The sequence below is a fragment of the Chitinophaga sp. Ak27 genome (genome assembly GCF_012726295.1).
Classification (GTDB): domain Bacteria; phylum Bacteroidota; class Bacteroidia; order Chitinophagales; family Chitinophagaceae; genus Chitinophaga.
Window position 1 is genome coordinate 177,080 of the sequence record NZ_JABAOB010000010.1, and the last position, 19,893, is coordinate 196,972.

General features: G+C 48.1%; 15 protein-coding genes. 5 read left to right on the forward strand and 10 right to left on the reverse strand.

What is annotated here, in order from left to right:
* Positions 1–319 precede the first annotated feature (319 nt).
* Together HGH90_RS27525 and HGH90_RS27530 are read left to right on the forward strand one after the other, a co-directional pair.
* The gene (locus tag HGH90_RS27525) at positions 320–1,765 is read left to right on the forward strand and encodes an amino acid permease (protein ID WP_168767245.1); all 1,446 of its coding nucleotides are present in this window, start codon (positions 320–322) and stop codon (positions 1,763–1,765) included.
* Positions 1,766–1,907: 142 nt separating this feature from the next.
* A complete protein-coding gene (locus HGH90_RS27530; RefSeq protein WP_169192380.1) occupies positions 1,908–3,125 on the forward strand; it encodes an FAD-dependent oxidoreductase in 1,218 nt (405 codons plus the stop codon).
* 75 nt (positions 3,126–3,200) lie between these two features.
* Here the strand turns inward: HGH90_RS27530 and HGH90_RS27535 are convergent, their stop codons facing one another.
* The 5 genes from HGH90_RS27535 to HGH90_RS27555 form a co-directional block, all read right to left on the reverse strand.
* On the reverse strand, positions 3,201–4,616 hold the full coding sequence (locus HGH90_RS27535) for a cation diffusion facilitator family transporter (protein ID WP_168767247.1): 1,416 nt from the start codon (positions 4,614–4,616) through the stop codon (positions 3,201–3,203).
* A gap of 62 nt (positions 4,617–4,678) precedes the next feature.
* Positions 4,679–5,824 carry an efflux RND transporter periplasmic adaptor subunit gene (locus tag HGH90_RS27540; RefSeq protein WP_169192381.1) on the reverse strand — a complete coding sequence of 382 codons (1,146 nt, stop codon included), beginning with the start codon at positions 5,822–5,824 and terminating at the stop codon, positions 4,679–4,681.
* Between the two features lie 19 nt (positions 5,825–5,843).
* Positions 5,844–10,208, reverse strand: coding sequence for a CusA/CzcA family heavy metal efflux RND transporter (locus HGH90_RS27545; RefSeq protein WP_169192382.1), 4,365 nt, complete (start codon positions 10,206–10,208; stop codon positions 5,844–5,846).
* A gap of 69 nt (positions 10,209–10,277) precedes the next feature.
* Positions 10,278–10,682: a hypothetical protein gene (locus HGH90_RS27550; RefSeq protein WP_169192383.1), complete on the reverse strand. Its 405-nt coding sequence runs from the start codon at positions 10,680–10,682 to the stop codon at positions 10,278–10,280.
* Positions 10,683–10,755: 73 nt separating this feature from the next.
* Positions 10,756–12,048, reverse strand: a complete 1,293-nt coding sequence (locus tag HGH90_RS27555) for a hypothetical protein (protein ID WP_169192384.1) — start codon at positions 12,046–12,048, stop codon at positions 10,756–10,758.
* A gap of 121 nt (positions 12,049–12,169) precedes the next feature.
* On the opposite strand from HGH90_RS27555, the gene HGH90_RS27560 reads away from it, so the two are divergent.
* The 3 genes from HGH90_RS27560 to HGH90_RS27570 all read left to right on the forward strand — a co-directional run bounded on the left by HGH90_RS27560 (position 12,170) and on the right by HGH90_RS27570 (position 14,676).
* On the forward strand, positions 12,170–13,297 hold the full coding sequence (locus HGH90_RS27560) for a hypothetical protein (RefSeq protein WP_168767252.1): 1,128 nt from the start codon (positions 12,170–12,172) through the stop codon (positions 13,295–13,297).
* A 131-nt stretch (positions 13,298–13,428) separates the two neighbouring features.
* Positions 13,429–14,328, forward strand: coding sequence for a LysR family transcriptional regulator (locus HGH90_RS27565; protein WP_145672960.1), 900 nt, complete (start codon positions 13,429–13,431; stop codon positions 14,326–14,328).
* 78 nt (positions 14,329–14,406) lie between these two features.
* On the forward strand, positions 14,407–14,676 hold the full coding sequence (locus HGH90_RS27570) for a hypothetical protein (protein ID WP_145672962.1): 270 nt from the start codon (positions 14,407–14,409) through the stop codon (positions 14,674–14,676).
* Between the two features lie 79 nt (positions 14,677–14,755).
* Here HGH90_RS27570 and HGH90_RS27575 read toward each other — a convergent pair whose 3' ends face one another.
* The 5 genes from HGH90_RS27575 to HGH90_RS27595 all read right to left on the reverse strand — a co-directional run bounded on the left by HGH90_RS27575 (position 14,756) and on the right by HGH90_RS27595 (position 19,887).
* On the reverse strand, positions 14,756–15,829 hold the full coding sequence (locus HGH90_RS27575) for an NADH:flavin oxidoreductase (protein ID WP_168767253.1): 1,074 nt from the start codon (positions 15,827–15,829) through the stop codon (positions 14,756–14,758).
* Between the two features lie 69 nt (positions 15,830–15,898).
* Positions 15,899–16,480 (reverse strand): Crp/Fnr family transcriptional regulator, encoded by a 582-nt coding sequence (locus HGH90_RS27580; RefSeq protein ID WP_168767254.1) that lies wholly within the window; start codon positions 16,478–16,480, stop codon positions 15,899–15,901.
* Between the two features lie 16 nt (positions 16,481–16,496).
* Positions 16,497–17,051 (reverse strand): SMI1/KNR4 family protein, encoded by a 555-nt coding sequence (locus tag HGH90_RS27585; RefSeq protein ID WP_168767255.1) that lies wholly within the window; start codon positions 17,049–17,051, stop codon positions 16,497–16,499.
* A gap of 153 nt (positions 17,052–17,204) precedes the next feature.
* A complete protein-coding gene (locus HGH90_RS27590) occupies positions 17,205–18,836 on the reverse strand; it encodes a tetratricopeptide repeat protein (protein WP_169192385.1) in 1,632 nt (543 codons plus the stop codon).
* A 31-nt stretch (positions 18,837–18,867) separates the two neighbouring features.
* Positions 18,868–19,887 carry a type IX secretion system membrane protein PorP/SprF gene (locus tag HGH90_RS27595; RefSeq protein ID WP_169192386.1) on the reverse strand — a complete coding sequence of 340 codons (1,020 nt, stop codon included), beginning with the start codon at positions 19,885–19,887 and terminating at the stop codon, positions 18,868–18,870.
* Positions 19,888–19,893 lie beyond the last annotated feature (6 nt).

Genomic DNA, 19,893 nt, shown 5'->3' on the forward strand with positions numbered 1-19,893 from the left:
TGGTAGTTTTACGGGTGCAAAAATAGATGGATAGATAAAGGTTGTTCCTGGCTCATGAAAAGTTCACAAATTGATAAAACTGGCTAAAGGAGTACTATTGGCTGATAAGGAGTGATTTTCTGATATTTTCTTGCACAAGGGTCAAAATAATCTATAATAGGGTGTTTTAAGGGTGACCTAAAGACTGATTCATATATTTTTCTTATTTTTCCGGTAAACGGGGAATATCAACCATCAGTAGTCATGCAGCCAAAACAATATATAGCGCCACTTTTGCTGAAATTACCTCAAATTTGCAACTTTTACCAGCACAACAACATTGGAACCAACAACCGAGAAAAAAACAGAACAGGGGCTTAAAAGAGGCCTGGAAAACAGACATATTCAGCTGATTGCCCTGGGCGGCGCCATAGGCACCGGTTTGTTCCTGGGGATAGGCCCGGCCGCCGTACTGGCAGGACCTTCCGTTATCCTGGGCTATGCCCTGGCAGGAATCATCGCTTTCTTTATTATGCGCCAGCTGGGCGAGATGGTCGTAGAAGAACCCGTTTCCGGAAGTTTCAGTCATTTTGCCTATAAATATTGGGGCACCTTTGCAGGCTTCGCCTCCGGATGGAATTACTGGATGCTTTATATTCTCGTAAGCATGTCGGAGCTAACCGCCATCGGTGTATACGTACATTTCTGGTGGCCCGAAATCCCCTTATGGACTTCCAGCCTGTTCTTTTTTGTGGCCATCAATGCCCTCAACCTCAGTTCGGTAAAGGTATACGGAGAAGCGGAGTTTTGGTTTTCCATTGTAAAGGTGGTAGCTATCATCGCCATGATCGGTTTCGGTACTTACCTGCTGATCAGCGGCAGCGGGGGCTCCCAGGCCAGTATCAATAACCTCTGGAACGATGGCGGCTTTTTCCCGAAAGGGTTGCTGGAGTCTGACGGCAAAGGCGGTTTCCAGGGATTGTTTGCAGCCATTACGCTGATCATGTTTTCTTTCGGGGGATTGGAATTAATTGGTATTACCGCTGCTGAAGCCGACAAACCTGAAAAGACTATTCCCAAAGCTACCAACCAGGTTATTTATCGTATCCTGATTTTTTATGTGGGCGCCCTGGTTATTTTATTTGCATTATCGCCCTGGAAAAATATTACTACTAAAAGTAGTCCGTTTGTGATGGTGTTTGAAAGCCTTAAAGGCTTCCAATTCGAGCTTTTCGGGCATACGATCTACTTCACCAGCCTGATTGCCAATGTACTGAACCTGATTGTATTAACAGCAGCATTGTCGGTGTATAACAGCTGTGTATATAGTAACAGCAGGATGTTATATGGACTGTCGAAGCAAGGCAATGCGCCTGCTTTTCTCTCCAAACTAAATAAAAACCATGTACCGGTGGTGGCTATTATTGTATCAGGGCTTTTTGCCGCTATTTGTATCGTGATCAATAAACTGATTCCTGACCAGGCACTGGAAGTGCTGATGTCGCTGGTAGTATCTTCGCTGATGATCAATTGGCTGATGATTAGTGTGGTGCACCTGAAATTCAAACAGCGAAAGAAAGCGGAACAGGTTCGTACGAAATTTCCTTCTTTTATCTACCCCTTATCTAATTACATCTGCCTGTTGTTCCTGATAGGCATTTTATGCCTCATGTGGCTTACCGGTATGAAGCTGCCGGTAGAGCTGATTCCTGGCTGGTTGCTATTTTTATACGGCTGTTACTGGCTGGTAAAAAAGCAGGCGCAGAAGAAGGCAATAGCTAATTAAATGTAGCGCCGGTGAGTGATGACCGGTGAAAATTTTCACCGCTAAAAACATTTCACTCACCGGCGATCCCTGTTATCTTACCTAACGGTTGTTGATCCGGGAATGTGGTGCGGCTAGTTTTGCTGTACAAAATTCCAATACAATGACCAGCAATCATCTTCCTCACGTACTTATCATTGGCGGCGGTATCGGCGGACTTAGCCTTGCGCTGTTCCTTCACAAAGCCGGTATTGGCAGCACCGTTTATGAAGCCTATCCTCCCCGCGAAGCGGCGGGCGGCGGTTTAAACATTGCGCCCAACGGCATGAATGTACTTGCGGCGCTGGGCCTGGCACATGATATCATTTCCCGCGGCGCGGTTACTATGCAACATTGTTTTCGCGATGAACAGGGAAAAGTATTAGCTTCCATTCCTTATGGCAATATTACTAAATACGGACAACCCGGCGTGAGCCTGTCCAGAGCCGATCTGCACGATGTGTTGGCACAGGCCGCCAAAGCCGCCGGCATTTCCATACAATACAATAAGCGACTCACCGGCATAGACGAGCATCCTACCGGTGTAAAAGCGTGCTTTGAAGATGGCAGCAGTGATAGCGGCGATATACTGATTGGTGCAGATGGTATCCGTTCCCGTACCCGCAGTATTATTTTACCTGATGGGCCACAACCCGCATTTGTAAACGTAGTAGGCGTAGGCGGCTTTGCGAAGATCAGTAACCTGCCAGAAATCACCAGCCGGGAACTACGCAGCCTCAATTTTACCTTTGGCGCCAAAGGGTTCTTTGGCTATTGTGCAGCCGGCAATGAATATGCCATGTGGTGGTCTAACCTCTATGCTACCGAACCAATGAGCGAGCAAGCCCTGAGGCAATTGTCCCTGGATTATGTAAAGGCCGAAATGCTGGCCATCTACAAAGACTTTCATGCGCCCATTTCTACACTTATCGAACATACAGAAAGACCTATCAAGCAAAATATCAGCGATATACAATCCTTGCCCACCTGGCATAAAAGCAGGATATTGCTCATTGGCGACGCAGCCCATGCGGTAAGCCCCAACTCCGGCCAGGGCGCATCTATGGCCCTGGAAGATAGCATGTACCTGGCTAAACTACTACGCGATGCTAACGGTGATTACGAACAGGTATTTACCCAATTTGAACAGGACCGTAAACCCCGCGTAGAAAAAATTGTGGCAGAAGGAAGAAGACGGGGCGCAGGGAAACAAGCAGTAAGCCCATTCCAGGCGAAAATCCGGAACTTTATGATGAGCATTTTCCTTCGCTTGTTTGGCATCAAAGGCCAGGATTGGGTGTACCAGTACCGCATTGACTGGGAAACCCGGCAGCGCGCCTAACAGCAAAATCAAAATATATAAAAAAGAGAAGAGAATGCCCGAAAGGCATTCTCTTCTCTTTTTTATAGCGTAAAGTTATTTCTCCGGCTCAGGGTCGATATGCACCCGGATAATATCAGGGACCTGCAGTTTCAGTGCCCGTTCCAGGTCATACATAATCGTATGGGTATTGGCGAGGGAAGTATCTCCCGGCAGGGTCATAATCAGTGTTACTACTAAGCCTTCATCTGTAAGCAATACTTCATCAATATCTACATGTTGATATTCTGTGAGATCAGCCAGGGCCAGTCTTACCTTTTCCATGGATGGAATATGACGGATGGAAGAGCGGGGCGTTTCATTCCTGGGTTCAATATGTACTGCCACTTTCACCGGCAGGGCAAACTCCTGCCGCAGCGCTGTTTCCAGGAGTTCGGATTTGGTATGGGCTTCCTGTAACGTAAGGTTATCCGGCACTTCGAGGTCCAGTTCTATCCGCATTTCATTGGCCACGAGATAAAGATTCAGGTTGTGAATACGGAGGTCCAACCTGGCAGCCACTGAGCGAACAGTAATACTATAGGGCTCATCGGTGGTATGAATCGGTTCCGCGTGGACAATAATTTCTGCGGCGCCATCCAATTCTTCGCGGATGGCCTGCTCTATCGTTTCTGTAAGTTCGTGCGCTTTTTCAAAAGTGAGACTTCTCAAGGTGCCTACGGTGGCTTCCACATACGCCTTATTGCCCACGAAACGGGTTTTGATGGTAACCGCTCCCGGTACTACGCCTGGTATCTTTTCCACCGCTTCCTGCAGGCGGGGCAGCAGGTCTTCCGGCACGTCGTCCATAAGCGATTTGATAGCTTCTGCGCCTATATGCCATACCGACTTAAAGGCAATGGCTACTACACCCAGTGCAGCAAACGCATCGGCGCGTTCCACCAGCCAAACCGGCAGTGGCAGGAATTTCGCCATATAGATAAACAGTAAGCCCAGCAACACGGAGGCAGATCCCAGCATATCATTACTAAAGTGCTCTGCATCTGAGGCCAGGGCCTGACTTTGATAGTGCCTGGCCGCGCGTTTCAATGTTTGTACCCGCATGAAGTCGACTACAATACTGATAATGATGATGGAAAATGACCAGATCGTTACTTTCGGTGCACCCGGCTCCCATATGATTTTCACGATAGCATGATAGCCGATAATGATAGCTGTGGCGCCCAGCAGCGTCATACCCGCCAGGGCGCCCAGCGATTCCGCTCTTTCATGTCCGTATGGATGGTTCGCATCCGGAGGTTTGGCCGCCACTCTAACGGCCACAAAGGTGACTAAGGTAGATAGCAAATCCAGCAACGAGTGTACCCCTTCCGCTATTAATCCCAAACTGCCGGTAAGTACGCCCACCACAAACTTGAGCGCCGCCAACCCGCCGCTGGCGATGATAGAAATAGTAGTGATTTTACTTTTGCTTTGAACAGGATTCTCTCGCGATACTACCTCATTGACCATATGAGTGATTTAAATGACAAATGTCTGTATTTTATTTTCAGGAACAAAAACACGATACGCTCCTATTCTTCCTCATTATTCTTCATCTTCATCAATAACGTATAAGCGTTGCGGGTAACAATTTTCTTATCTGCCATCGCCGTCTTAATTTCCGTATAGCCGTCATTGCTGGCGCCGGTTTCTACAGGTGTCATCGTAAATCTATTTGCCCCGGTGGCCACAAAAACATATGTTTTATTTCTCCACTTCACCACGGCATCGGTGGGCAAAGCGCTTACAGCTGCGTTGTTCAGTGCTATCTCTGCATTCATGAACATGCCTGGCAGTAAACGCTTATCATACTTCTCAAAATGACAATGTACTTCTCCGGCCCTGTTTTCATCAATATTACGGGTAATCAGATGGATGGTAGCCGCATATCTCTCCCCATTATCGTTAGTATAACAAACCACTTTCTGCCCCGGCGCCAGGTTGACAAGGTCCTTCTCAAATACGGTCAGGTTCAGGTGCAGATCTGCCGGATTAATCAGTTCAAACAACACATCGGTAGGGCTCACATATTTTCCGGGGTTGGCATTCACCTTGGATACATACCCGCTGATAGGTGCGTAGAGGGACACACTCCGGGTGATATTACCATCTGTTAACTTATCCGGATGAATATTGATCAGTTGCAGCTTTTCTCTCAGTGCACTCAGCAACACTTTCTGTGCTTCGTATTCGCTTTTTACCTGCTGAAATACCTTATCACTATTAGCTTTCGACTCATTCAGCTCTTTCTGCCGGAAGAAATCGGCTTCCAGGTAACGTAATTTACTCTTAGCGACGAGGTAATCCTGTTGCAGCTGTATATATTGCGGGTCTTCCAATACAGCCATTACCTGTCCTTTGCTTACCTGCATTCCGGGAAGCAGCTGCATGCTTTTCAGGTAACCTCCCATTGGCATACTCACGGATACTATATTTTGCGGAGGTACATCTATTACACCATTTACCTTTAGTATGGTGTGCATATCGCGGGTGGTAACGGGCTGGGTTTCGAGGCCGGCTGCTTTCAGCTGCTCCGGTGTAAGCTGTACCTCGTTGCTTTCGACGGTCGCCGCCTGGGTCTCAGCCTTGTTGTTCACCGTTTGATCCGGTGCTTTCTTTTCCTTGCAGGACAACAATATGATCCCAAAACTATATGCTAATAACGTTATTTTTTTCATGACTCCGGATTAAAAAATTTTAATTAATACCACTCAATTTTTCTACGGTGAATGCGGCGTTGTTCAACTGCTCTATCACGGCGAAATAGTTGCTGCGCATTTCCAGGGCCTGGTTAATGAGCATCACCCATTCGAGGTAGCCTATTTCCCCACTGACCATGCGTTTCCCTGCGTTAGTAATAACCAGGTTAGCATTATTCAATAAAGTGGTACGATATACGTCCAACAATTGCAGGTTGCGTACATATACCTGTACTGCGTTTTGCAATTCCGTCCCCAACTGTTGACGGGTAGCCTGCAACTCTTGTTGCTGCTGCTGAATAAATACCTGGGAAGCCTTAATGCGGGAACGCTGCCCAATGTTGAATATGGGGAGGCCAATGCCTGCACTTACCGATGAGAACCGGTCGCCGCCGCCAAAATATTTCTCCTCATTTCCTACCCGCTGATAGCCGATAATACTCATGTTGTTATAGCCCAGGTTGAGTGTAGGCAGCAAACGGCTTTTTTCCAGTTTATTTTCCTGGATGCTGCGCTCCAGTAGTTGCCGGCGCAGGGCTAATATGGGCGTATTGGTAACCGCACCGGTATCAGGCAACGCTGACAGGCGGTATACTAAACTATCGCTAACGGGCATCACCGCATCAGGCGTATTTAACAGTAACCTAAATTGGTTCATCACCACTGCTTCATCTGTTTTCAGCGACAGCAGTTGGTTAGCGATCTGTATCCGCTGGTTCTCCGCGGTCGATTTCTCCAGGATGTCCACATCGCCGGTCTTAAAACGCAGTGCCGTTTTCTGTAAAAAAACCTGGTAAATACTATCTGCTTCCCGCAACAATAGCTCTTTCTCATGCAGTAGCAAGAGGGTATAAAAAGATTGTTTCACCTGTGCGGCGAGTTCATTTTCCTGTTGACGGGTATGTGTTTGGCTCAGGGCAATATTGGTATTATTAATATTGCGCTGATGTTTATATACCGTAGGAAATTGTATGCCTTGTGAAACCGTGAACCGGTTGTCGTTAGCCACGCTGTTTATTTTACCATACTCTATCCCCAGGTTGGTTTTGTCGAAGTCGAGGTTGGTTTTCTTCAGCGAGCGATAGTACTGTTCTCCTAACCTCGACGCCTGTACGCTGAGATTATTTTTAGCAGCCAGCTGAATGGCTTCCGGCAGGGTTATCTTCTGCTGGGCTTGCACGAAGGCCGGAGAAGCCAGCAAACAAAGCAAGGCAACCGTTGCTGCAACTTTACCTGGTTTGAAATATTTAAATCCCTTCTCAAAAAGGATATAAAATACGGGCAAGACAAATAATGTTAACATCGTAGAAATAATTAATCCACCAATTACTACGGTGGCCAATGGTTTCTGCACTTCGGCGCCTGCGCCCTTGCTCAATGCCATGGGAATAAAGCCCAGCGAAGGTACCAGCGCGGTCATCAATACAGCACGGAGTTTTGATTTGGTGCCGAGTACTACTATTTTCCTTACATCGGCTTCGCCTTCCTTTTTCAGGCGGTTAAACTCCGAAACCAGTAAGATACCGTTCAACACAGCTACGCCGAAGAGTGCGATAAAGCCTACGCCGGCAGAAATACTGAAAGGCATGCCTCTCATCCACAAGGCCAGGATGCCTCCAATGGCCGACAGCGGGATAGCGGTGTAGATCAATAGTCCCTGTTTCACGGAATTAAATGCAAAATATAAGAGCATAAATATCATCAGTAGTGCAATAGGTACTACGATGGATAAACGTTGTTTGGCCGCGGTAAGGTTTTCAAAAGCGCCGCCATAAACAATATGATAAGCAGGGGGTAATTTCAGCTTTGCAGCCACTTTTTGTTGTAACTCTGTTACAATAGTTTGCACATCTCTGCCGGTGACGTTGAAGCCTACGATAATTCTCCTGCGGGTATTTTCGCGCTGTATCTGGTTGGGGCCTTCTATTTCTTCTACGGTGGCTACCTGTTCCAGCGGAATTTGTATCCCGTTGCGCGCGGGGATCAAGAGCTGTTGCACGTCCGATAAATGCTGACGTTCTTCGTCTGCCAGCCGCACTACCATGTCGAAGCGCTTTTCGCCTTCATATACCAGCCCTGCACTTTGACCGGCGAAGGCGGTATTGACTACGCGGTTTACGTCACTCACATTTAGCCCGTAGCGGGCCATGGCATCCCGGTTGTAGTTGATAACTACCTGCGGCATACCCGTTACCGTTTCTACGTATAGGTTGATGGCGCCGTCTACTGTGCGGATCACATCTCCCAGTTTGTTGGCATAAAGGGCCAATGTATCGAGGTCTTCTCCAAAAATTTTACATACCACATCCTGGCGGGCGCCGGTCATGAGTTCATTGAAGCGCATCTGCACCGGGAACTGGAAACCAACGCTAAGGCCGGGAAGTACGGCAAGTTCCTTGCTCATCTTTTCCGACAGCTCATCGAAAGAATGGGCAGAGGTCCATTTTTTCTTATCTTTCAATATCACCATCATATCGGCAGCTTCCAGCGGCATAGGGTCGGTAGGGATTTCTGCACTACCTATTTTGGTAACCACCTTTTCAACTTCCGGGAATTTATTGAGTAAGATGCTGGCGGCTTTCTGCGTTTCCTTTACTGTGGTATGCAGGTTACTACCTGTCAGCAGGCGGGTGTCTACCGCGAAATCTCCTTCCTCCAGTTGCGGGATAAACTCCCCTCCCATTCGTCCCAGGATTACCACAGCCACGGCAAACAAAGCCAGGGTGCCTGCTATCAGCGTTTTGGGAAAGTTCATCACGCGGGTCAGCAAAGGCTGGTATCGTTTCTGGAGCCAGGTCATCATCCGGTCTGCCAGCGTATCTTTATGGCTGATCTTTTTGTTGAGAAACAGGGCGCTCATCATCGGCACATAGGTAACCGACAACAGGAAGGCCCCGAGGATAGCAAAAGCCACGGTAAAGGCCATGGGCTTAAACATCTTTCCTTCTATACCCTGTAAGGATAAAATAGGAATATATACGATGAGAATAATGATCTGGCTAAACACAGCCGATGTAATCATGGTACCGGTAGCTGCGTTTACTTCTGTATCCATCGTATCCTGGTTTACCAGGCCGATATCCTTGAATTGTTTGGAGTGCGTAAAACGGTGCAGGATGGCTTCCACCACGATCACCGTACCATCTACGATCAGCCCGAAGTCAATGGCTCCGAGGCTCATGAGGTTACCGCCCACGCCGAATTTATTCATGAGGATAACGGCAAACAGCATAGACAACGGGATCACTGATGATACTATTAAACCGGCCCGCAGGTTGCCCAGGAAGAATACCAGCACAAACACTACGATCAGCGCGCCTTCCACCAAGTTGGTTTCCACGGTACTGATGGCATGATTGACCATTTTGGTACGGTCCAGGAAAGGTTCAATAACGACGCCTTCCGGCAGGGAATGTTGAATTTCGGCTATCTTTTCCTTTACCCTTTTGATAACGGCGGAAGAATTTTCTCCCTTCAGCATCATTACTACTGCGCCGGCCACTTCTCCTTTATCATTGTAACACATGGCGCCGTAGCGGGTGGCTGCACCCAGTTGTACTGTAGCTACATCGCGTATCAGGAGAGGCATGCCGTTGCCCAGCGTTTTCACTACAATTTTTTCAATATCGGCGATGCTTTGTGTGAGGCCTTCGCTCCGGATATATAATACGGTAGGTCCTTTTTCAATGTAGGCGCCACCGGTATTCTGATTATTTTTTTCCAGGGCATCGAAAACGTCACCCACCGTAATGTTATTGGCTTTCAGCTGTGCAGGCTTTACGGCAATTTCATATTGTTTGAGTTGTCCACCGAAACTGCTCACATCTGCTACCCCGGGGGTACCCAGCAACTGCCGGCGTACTACCCAGTCCTGCAGGGTACGCAGCTCCATTGGTCCATATTTGTCCTCATAGCCCGGTTTGGGACGTACTACATATTGGTATATTTCACCCAACCCGGTCGTTACCGGCGCCATTGCCGGGGTCCCTACGCCTGCCGGAATCTCCTGCTGCACCTGCTGCAAACGCTCGCTGATTTGCTGACGCGCCCAATACACATCTGTTTCTTCATTGAATACAATCGTTACCAGCGACAGCCCGAAGCGGGAAAAACTCCTGATTTGTTTCAGCCCGGGAATATTGCTGCAGGCCTGTTCTATGGGGAATGTAATCAAACGCTCTACATCTGGCGCCCCTAAGGCAGGTGATACCGTTATCACCTGTACCTGGTTGTCTGTAATATCCGGTACGGCATCAATCGGCAAACGGGTCACCTCGTAAGTCCCCCAACCAATTAAAGCCAATACGAATAATCCTACAATCAGCTTATTCTTTACAGAAAAGCTAATGATCTTGTTAAGCATGTCTTCTTCGTTAATTCAAAAGGAAATAAAAGCGTTTATCCCTACCTGTTGTACAGGCAGAAAAACTATCTATGAATTGGAAAAAGCTTCTGTCCGTGGAGGCCGGAAAAGTGAAGATAGTGCTGGTTCCGGGAGGTGATAGTCCCTGAGTATGGGATAATTCATTGCAATAGGGGTCTGCTGTGGTTGCCTGTTTACCGTAATTGCTTTTGCCAGGGGAACAAAGGCATGATGGAGCAGGTTGACATCTATTGTTTTGTAAGGTAGCTGCATGTCCCTGTCAGCATCATTATCTCCATCATCCGGCAGCAGGTAGTGAATACAGAGGAAGTCGGTGATGCTGAGCTGATGATTGCGCTGCTGGTGCTCCTTGTAATGTACCACCAGCATAGGTATCTTCAACAACTGATCGAAACCGGTGTTGTGTAAAAAGAAGATAAATAATAATATATATGCAGCTATTCTTTTCACCACGGCACAAAGATAAAAAATCTGGCCGGACTGGTTGATTATTTTTGATAACTGTATTTAGGGAGAGAGATACCAGTTAAAAAACTATCGTTTTCCCATGCTGTGTGAAGCGGGTGTCTTTAATGGCGCCGGTACCGTTAAAGCGGTATTGGAGCCCCACGATACCGGTGGGTGCATGCACCATGGTAAGGTTGGCGGCAGCCTTGCCGTTTACCCACACCTGCATTTTCCCATTCACGGCCGTTACTTTGAGCGTGGTCCACTCTTCAGGGGTACAGCCCAACCCTGACAAGTCGGCCGCTTGGCTATTTACTGTAGTACCTGCCGCGTAGAGCGACAAGTCTCCTACACACCCTTTGGCACAGAGCGGGATAAAGATCACATCATTTTTACAGAGAATGAGCACCTGTATGCGTTGACAGGCAGCGGTACCTTCTTTAAAATCACTTTTCAGCGTGGTTTCAAACGTAAAGTTGTAGTTGTCGAGGTCGCCCATATCCCGTACATTAAAAAAGCGCAGAGCTGGTGGCGTGGGCAGCGTTTGTATACCGGAAGCGGCCAACAGCGCTTTGTTCACTGCTATGCCACTATCCTTTTCGATGTCTGTCTTCCTGAAATAGTAGGGAGCCCCCGGCCCTGCTTCCAACAGGGCCAGCCAGCCATCGGAGGCGATCATGAGGTCATGCTCTTTTACGATCTGTTTGTTCACCATCAGCTTGGCCCGGTAGTAACCCGGTGCATAATAAATGGAAGACCAGGTATTTTCCTGGCGTGGCACGGCCACTTTGCGGGAAGTATCCCAGGACTGGGAAATAAATACTGAATCGGCAACGCCTGCCGCCAGGGCGTTATAATGAAAGATCACCGAATTGGGCACGCCGGTCGACATGATTTTATTGCTGCTAAACGCGAAGGCTACCGGGTCAAGCGGTTTTCCAGGCTTCTTGTTGGACGACAGTAACAGGTACCCGATGAGGAGTAGGGGTAAGAAGCCCATTAGGCCCAGCATCCAACGGCGCGGAAATACTTTGCGGACTGGCGGTAATACAGTTGTCTCCCTCCTATCCGGCTGTGCATTCCCCACCGGGTGCAGGGACACCTGTTGTTTAAACTCCCGCCAGCTATCGTAGCCGGCAAATTTGGCCAGGGTATTCAGCGTAGTCACCGCGGGAATGTTGTTGTACCTGATCTTTCCCCAAAGGCGTTTCAGGGTGGTAATGCTAAGGGTTACCCCGGTAGTTTCCGCAATGATACTACTCAACTTTTCGAAATCATAGGTTGTCCATTCACTGCTGGGCCCCCAGTTTAAACGGGCTTCCACCAGCTCCAGGCACTTTAATATGTATTTTATTTCAAAACTGTTGTTCATTTAATAATAGCCAATTATCTACTTGCACAAACTTGCACCAACCTGCCAGGTGCTTGAACCGGGTTTAAATAACGGATTATTCAACTTGCCAGCCTAACCATTCAACACAAAAACGCAGGTCATGACAAAGACAAGTATTTCGTTTTTATTGCTGTTACTACCATTAAGTATGTTCGCGCAGCGTAAGGGGAAAGCAACCCATCCTACCACCATCCAGGTAGCGTTACAACCGGATCACTGGAATTTCAAGCCTGGTACCGTCGATTTTTCTATGTACAAATCGGTACCGGCTATGAAGATATTAAACAGTCCGGATACCGCCGTATTAAAAAACCTGGATTTCCAGGACGGGACCATCTCCTATGACATCGAGCCGTTGGATCCAAATTTCACCTCCTTTTATTTCCGGCGGAGCAGCCAGCAGGAAAACGAATGTTTTTATTTCCGCACCGCCTTATCAGGCAATGGTGAGGCAGTACAATATGCACCATTTATAGACGGGATAAACCTCTGGGATATGCTGCCCCAGTACCAAACTGCCGCGTGGTTCCAGCGGGATCAATGGAATCATGTAAAGCTGGTGGTATCGGGTAAGCGTATGCAGGTATTTGTAAACGATACTGCGCGGCCGGTGCTCGATATTCCCAAACTGGAAGGCAATGTATGGCATGGCGCATTAGCTTTCAGTGGCCAGGCCGTTGTTTCCAACCTGGTAGTACAGCCGGGGCAGACAGGAGGGCTCGCCCCCGAACCATTGGCTGATATTACCGACAATGATCCTCGTTATATACGCCGCTGGCAGGTGACTGCACCGGAAGTGGTAACTATGCCGACAGATTATAATTACACCAATGCACCAGGAAAAGATGCCACCTGGAAACCAATATGGGCGGAAAGGAACGGGTTAATTAACCTAACCCGGCAGCTGGGAGGGCAGCGGGACCGGAACCGCCGCATTGCCTGGCTGAAAACCAATATTCATTCAGCCATAGCACAAACCCGCAAGCTAAAACTGGGCTTCAGCGACAATGTATGGGTGTTCCTGAACGGCAAATATGTATATGTAGGCAAGAATACCTATGGTTCTCCTATCATGAAAGAGCCGGCTGGGCGCTGTTCAGTAGACAATACCTCATTTGATCTCCCGCTCGCTGAAGGAGATAACGAAGTGATGATAGCCGTGATCAATGATTTTTACGGTTGGGGCATTATAGCACAGGTAGACCGGTTTGAAAAAATGAGGTTTTAGAAAGCATAAAGCTATTGTAGCGGATGATCTTAGCGAATATTTATAAATCGCGTCGGTCATCCGCTACAATAGCTTTATGCTTTATGCTCCCTGAGAAAATGCTTATTTTAGAATAATAAAATAAGTCCATCATGCTATCCAACCGACACCTGGTATTTATGGAAGTAGCCCATCAGAAAAGCTTTTCAAAAGCGAGCCAGGCATTATTTATTTCCCAACCGGCGGTGAGCACGCATATCAAAGGATTGGAGGAACAATATAAAACCAAACTGTTTGAACGGAAAGGGTTGCAGATAGAGCTCACGGAAGCGGGGCAGCTGTTGTACAGCCGCTTGCTGACCGTAAAACATATACAACAGGAAACAGAGTTTGATATTTCGGTGATACACGATCAGCAGCAGGCCACCGGTATGCTGAACCTGGGCGCCAGTACCACTGCCGCGCTGTATATCCTGCCCAAGGTAATGTCGGCGTTTCACCGGGAATATCCGCTGGTAGATATTTCACTGTTGAACCGCAACAGTGAAATTGTTTTGCAGGCGTTACTGGATAAGGAAATTAATATCGGCGTCACTGAAGAAAAGGGACAGTTAAGTAATATCACCTACCAACCTTTTCTTAAAGACCAGATCGTAGCCGTTTGCAGCCGTCAAAATCCGCTGGCAAAGAAAAAGACCTATGCCTTGAAAGATATACTGCAAATGCCGGTGGCCATACGCGAACGAGGCAGCGGCACCCTGGAAGCTATTAAAACCGGGCTGTGGAAAAGCCGCATCCGGCTTACTGACTTAAAAATCAAAGTACGGCTGGGTGGCACCGAAGCGTTGAAAAATTTCCTGCTCGAGTCTGGTTGCGTAGGATTTTTATCTACCCGTTCCATCGCTAAAGAGTTGCAGCACGGGGAACTTACCATTCTTTCATTTGAGGGCCTGCGGATTGAGCGCAGCTTTTACTTTATTCAACGCAAAGGTGAAACCAGTGATCTGAACCGGCGTTTCATCAAACTCGCCAAATCCATTTATAACTATTAATTATAGGTCATAATATTTTCATATAGCTAAGATTATAGTCATAGCCCTACATTTGAGGAGTACAAAATATTCCTTTATATGAATATGCTTTTTTATTACGACGAGTTATACAAGGCGGCAGTCGAAAGGATTAATCAGCTGGTAGATATTTCTGTACAGCAAAAGAATACGCTGTTGCAGCGGCTAAAAAGCCAGGCTCCCTTTTTGGCCACTACTACGGAAGATATCGACCTCGTAGCACAACGTATGATGGCATCCCTGGGTTCTATTTTATGCCCTGACGCTGCGGCCGATTTTGCCGGTGGCAGCAAATTACTGGAAATGGAAATGTTAGCTAACGGCGAATAAAAGAAAGGAAGCCGTTAGCGGCTTCTTTCTTCCCTATTCTTTTTCTCCAAACATCCCCCGTAACCCCAACAGCAGTATATTACTGTAACGGCGGAAACGGCGCTGCCATGTCTCTTTCAAAATCAATAAATGCTATACCTTCCCGCACACGGGCAGGCCAGTCAGGATTAGCCAGCGCTGCATGTCCCAGGGAAATAAAATCGGCATGGCCTTCTTCCAGTACGCGTCTCGCCACCTCCAGGTTGTGCAGCCCACCATTGGCCACCACCGGACGGTCCATCATTCGTTTGGCGATAGTGGTGAGTGACTGCCGATCATCGTACACCAGCTTTTCCCAGGTACTTCCCTCTCCTGAAATATGTACATAGTCGACCGGCGCCTGTTTCACTTCTATCAATAGGCTGGTTGCCGTTTCCACGCCTCCCGGCCAGCGGTAGCAGCCATTATTCACCTTACCTTCCGACAACCGCAACCCGATAATAAAGCTTGCTGGCACTTTCGCCCGTATACCGGCAATAATGGCGGCAACGATCCGGAAACGATTCGCGATACTTCCGCCATATTCATCCTCCCGGAGATTGGTATAATCTGTTAAAAACTGGTCCAGCAGGTAGCCGTTGGCCGCATGTATTTCCACCCCATGAAACCCCGCCGCCAGGGCATTTTCGGCCGATTGCACGTACCCTGCTGTCACTGCCTGGATATCGGCGGCAGTCATCGCCGCCGGCAAAGGAAAAGGGCCATCACCGCCACCATAGGAAGCCAGCTTTTTCCCCATAGGCTGTACAGCTGAAGGCGCCAGCGTATGCGTCAAATGCTGGGACAAAGCGCCGGCATGCATCAGCTGCGCAATAAAGATACTGCCCCGGGCTTTTACTTCCCCCGCAATGGCCCGCCAGCCAGCTATCTGCGCTGGTGTTACTATTCCCGGCTGGTGCGGATATGCCTGGCTGGCCAAGGTATCAGTATATAATCCTTCCGTGATAATGATCCCGAAACCGCCAGCGGCGAATTTTTCGTAATAGGCCTGCATAGCAGCTGTAGGTACTCCCTGCAGGGTAGCGCTGGCACGGCTCATAGGTGCTACTACCGTTCTGTTCTTTGCCTGTAACAAAGCATGATCAAATGCGGCTAAAATGGGATGTGTGGTCATATTTGCTTTTTTTAGCAAATATGAGCGATGCCCGCTCGTTCCACAATGATAAATGATAATAAATTGGCGCTACCTGGAAGTTTTGGCTATTTTATTCCGCAAACGGCTCAGCGATTCGCGGGTAATTCCCAGGTAAGCAGCCACCTGGTGCTGGGGTAGCCGGGTTTCAAAGAAAGGGTAAGCTGCTACAAATGCCTGGTATCTTTCCAGGGCGGGTTTCTGTAACCACAATATTCGCCTTTGCAGGGCCGCATAAGCACGCTGGGAAATGATGCGGTAATAACGCTCTACCGCCGGTATCTCATTAAATAATAATTCCAGCTGCGACTTGCTGATCTGCCACACCGTACCCGGCTCCAATACATCTATATTAAACCGGGAAGGCGTTTCGGCCAACAGGCTTTCCAGGTCTGTTATCCACCACCCTTCTATGCTGAATTGCAGTACATTCTCTTTACCGGTACCATCTGTTTCATATTGGCGGCAACAACCTTTTTCTATAAAAAATTCATACCGGCATATCTCCCCTTCCCGCAGCAGGAACTGGTGGCGGCGAACGGACAACGATTCAAAAAAGGTGGGAATACGTTGCTGTTCTTCCACGTTTAATGATACATGTTGTGCAATAGTGCTGATCAGCAACTGGCTCATCAAAAATGATTAAACATTACTTCACCAGGAACTTTTTAGGATAACCTGGCGGTGACATTACTTCAAAAAATTCATCTTCATTGTCGGAAGGCGCCGCAGCGTAATATTGATTCAGCGCAGTGATCAGCGACAACAGGTCGGGCGCTATCACGGGGCGATCATTATCCGCATGCCAGAACTCCAATAGTTGCCCCGACTGCCCGGTAAATAATCCATGCGCATCATAGCAGATATAATCGCCGCCACCATTGTGAAATAAAGGCCACCAGTCAGCATGCCACCAGTTTTCTATTTCAAAGTCGAATCCTATCATACCCGTTAGTTCCTCCATGGTATCCAGGGCAGCTTCCAATGGAATAAAAGTGGAATTATTTACAAATGCATCGAAGCTTTTAAAGGACTGCCCATTTTTCCACTGGTATAAAGCGGCCACCGGCGCGGGGATTACGCGGTTGTATTTTTGTTCGAGCGCTTTGATATCTTCCGGTGTCAGGGCTGGGTTCAGATCGGCCAGGAGGCCCGGGCGTTGCGCCGCCAGGAATTGCTCCAGTAATGCCAGTTGTTCCTGCATAGATGAAAATGGGTTTAATAGCGTCAAATATACGATGCAGGAATTTGAAAGCAAAGCCACCCAGATGTGTTAACAATATGATGCTGAAATGCAAAGCGCCTCTAAAAGTCAGGCATTTTAGGGGCACTCCAATATTTACGAGGGGCATCCACTTCAATGACCATTTCCTTTCGGCTTTATACTTTCCATTTTTTTCGGCGGGCAAATATCTTTCCTCAGCAACTCTCCGTCTTTCATGCCGCGGGTATTCAATTCAACAGAATCCCTTCTTTCGCCGGCATAGGTCATCCTGATCACATAGTCTGTTTCTTTTTCCAGGGTCATGGTGATTTCGCGGCCGGGTGTACCAATAAAGCACCAGCCTATGCCCCGCTGCCGGTTATAAATATAGATACAGGCACCGTCGAGCGAAGGACATACTTTGCCGATAAATGGAATCACCAGCGCCACCGGCACTTTGGTGATGGTAAACGTTTCAGGAGTAGTGATACTGTAAATATCATCGCTGCCTTTTCCACCATCGCGGTTGGAGGCAAACCAAGTATTCCCGTTGGTATTGGTGACGAAGTAAAAATCATCTCCCGGGGAATTGGTAGGATAGCGAAGATTTTCCGGAGCACTCCATTGATTTTTGCTGCCGCTGGCATGAAAGATATCGAAGCCGCCCATTCCTGGCCAGCCTTTGCTGGCAAAATACAAACTGCCGTCGGGCGCTATGGATGGAAATTCCTCTTCATCAGGCGTATTAATGGCGGGACCACAGTTAACGGGTGTTCCCCATTTACCATCTGTTTGCCGTTCGCTGTACCAGATATCGGTGCCTCCCTGGCCGCCGGGCATGTCGGAGGCAAAATAAAGTGTGTTGCCATCGTTGCTAAGCACCGCATGTCCAAGGGAATAAGCTTCCGGTTTGTTATAGGCAAATGGAACCGGCTTTGCCCATTTACCGCTGCGATCTTTTTCAACAGCATACAGCTCGAGGCGGCGGAGTCCATATTTTACCCGGTGCTCTTTTACACCTGGAACATGGCGATTGGGGTTAGTCATGGTAACATAAGCTACCTGGTACTGCTTATCAAAGCTTACTGGTCCCACATGATAGCGCGACCAGTTAAAGGCAGGTGAAAAATCGTTGATATATACGTTACCGTAATTAGCTGTATCTCCCTCGTACAATTTATAATACTCCCGGTTGTTGCGCCCGTATTTATTCCGGTTAAACCGGCTGCCTTTGCGTAGCTGGTGGCGATATAAAGTATCCGACATAAACACCACTCCCCCTGGATAGGAAGTAGCGCCCCAATCCGATTTAGCAGTATTGAGTCTTTCTACATTACGTATATACACGGCCGTTGGCGATTGCATCCATTCCACTGCAGCATCGCAGCCGGCGATACGATTTTTTACGCGGTCGGCATTTCCGGATGACGCATACTGTGTGTAAGCCGCTTTGGCCTCAGCATATTTTCCCAGGCATTTCAGCATATCGCCATAATACAACCTGGCATCCGGCGGGGCATCGGGGCGTGCCAGCAATTTACTATACCAGTCGGCGGACCGCTGGTACTGGTTATACATCCGGTAGCTATCCGCCAGGCGTTCCAATACCTGGGTGCTTGTTTTTTCTTTTCGTTTAGCCGCTATCCGCTCATACATGGACGCCGCCCGGGCATAGTCGTACCTGGCATAGTAAATAGCAGCCTGTTTTTCCAGCGATAACTGTTCCTGCCCCCATGCCAGCTGCACACATAAAACAAGTAAAATAATTCCGGGATATCTTTTCATAGTACGTATTTAAATGAATACCTCTCCATTACTAAAAGTAACGCGGACTGGTCACCCTTCCTTTCTTAGCCGGGAATAAGAACCCGATAGATACTTCATGCGACCCGCTTTGAAAGGAAGCCATTTTATTAATAGTGAGATCATATGCATAACCTATTCTGAATTGTTCATTGATATTAAACTGTACGAGGATACTGGCCGCATCCAGCTGTTCGAGGTCTTTGTCCAATGCAGGCTTACTCCATAGCTTCACGCCTGTTCTGTAAGATCCTCCTACCCATAGCCTGTCGGCGATAAAGAACAAGGCGGTAAGGTCTACGTTGGTTGGCCCTTTAAAATCTTCCTTGATCAATATCGATGGTTTGAGCTTCAGGTTATCCGACAAGTCGAATACCGTACCGGCATTGACATACAGGTGCTGTGTTTTCCGGATAGTTTTATACTGATAGCCTTTCCAATAGTACCGGGATGCGTCTGTATATAACGAGAAGAGATCCATCACGGAGGCGCCCACATAAAACTTAGGCGTAAAATAATATACCCCAAAGCGTGCATCCGGCACCCAGGTGGAGGCGCGGCCCAGTGGAATGCTGGGATCATCCTGGTCATTATACCGCAGCGCTGTGCCATCGATACCGTATTGGGTAACACCGGCGCCTACCCCGAGGCAGAGGCGTTTGTCGCCATCTTCATTCAAGGGTATCCGGTAGGAATACATACCGTAAATGGAGGTAGCATCTTGTGGGCCCAGCTTGTCGTACATCACCTGCATGCCCAGTCCTACCCGGTTGTCTTTAGAAGCATTCAGCGCTCCATCTACCGACACGCCGCCGGTTTGCGGCCCCCCGGGGAAATTCACCCACTGTTTGCGGTAAATGGCATTGGCAAATATATCTTCCTTGTATCCTGCGTAGGCAGGGTTCACACTCAACATATTAAAAACATATTGGCTGAACTGCAAGTTTTGCTGCGCGCGGATGGCCGCCGGTGCTACCAGCAATCCCGATAAGGTGATCAGCAGTGTTAACTTTGATTTAGCACTTATGCGCATACCCAT

What these genes read in the sequence shown, in the direction of transcription:
- HGH90_RS27530 (WP_169192380.1), top strand. Translation starts at nt 1,908, where the DNA reads ATGACCAGCAATCATCTTCCTCACGTACTTATCATTGGCGGCGGTATC.
- HGH90_RS27535 (WP_168767247.1), bottom strand. Translation starts at nt 4,616, where the DNA reads ATGGTCAATGAGGTAGTATCGCGAGAGAATCCTGTTCAAAGCAAAAGT.
- HGH90_RS27540 (WP_169192381.1), bottom strand. Translation starts at nt 5,824, where the DNA reads ATGAAAAAAATAACGTTATTAGCATATAGTTTTGGGATCATATTGTTG.
- HGH90_RS27545 (WP_169192382.1), bottom strand. Translation starts at nt 10,208, where the DNA reads ATGCTTAACAAGATCATTAGCTTTTCTGTAAAGAATAAGCTGATTGTA.
- HGH90_RS27555 (WP_169192384.1), bottom strand. Translation starts at nt 12,048, where the DNA reads ATGAACAACAGTTTTGAAATAAAATACATATTAAAGTGCCTGGAGCTG.
- HGH90_RS27560 (WP_168767252.1), top strand. Translation starts at nt 12,170, where the DNA reads ATGACAAAGACAAGTATTTCGTTTTTATTGCTGTTACTACCATTAAGT.
- HGH90_RS27565 (WP_145672960.1), top strand. Translation starts at nt 13,429, where the DNA reads ATGCTATCCAACCGACACCTGGTATTTATGGAAGTAGCCCATCAGAAA.
- HGH90_RS27570 (WP_145672962.1), top strand. Translation starts at nt 14,407, where the DNA reads ATGAATATGCTTTTTTATTACGACGAGTTATACAAGGCGGCAGTCGAA.
- HGH90_RS27575 (WP_168767253.1), bottom strand. Translation starts at nt 15,829, where the DNA reads ATGACCACACATCCCATTTTAGCCGCATTTGATCATGCTTTGTTACAG.
- HGH90_RS27580 (WP_168767254.1), bottom strand. Translation starts at nt 16,480, where the DNA reads ATGAGCCAGTTGCTGATCAGCACTATTGCACAACATGTATCATTAAAC.
- HGH90_RS27585 (WP_168767255.1), bottom strand. Translation starts at nt 17,051, where the DNA reads ATGCAGGAACAACTGGCATTACTGGAGCAATTCCTGGCGGCGCAACGC.
- HGH90_RS27590 (WP_169192385.1), bottom strand. Translation starts at nt 18,836, where the DNA reads ATGAAAAGATATCCCGGAATTATTTTACTTGTTTTATGTGTGCAGCTG.
- HGH90_RS27595 (WP_169192386.1), bottom strand. Translation starts at nt 19,887, where the DNA reads ATGCGCATAAGTGCTAAATCAAAGTTAACACTGCTGATCACCTTATCG.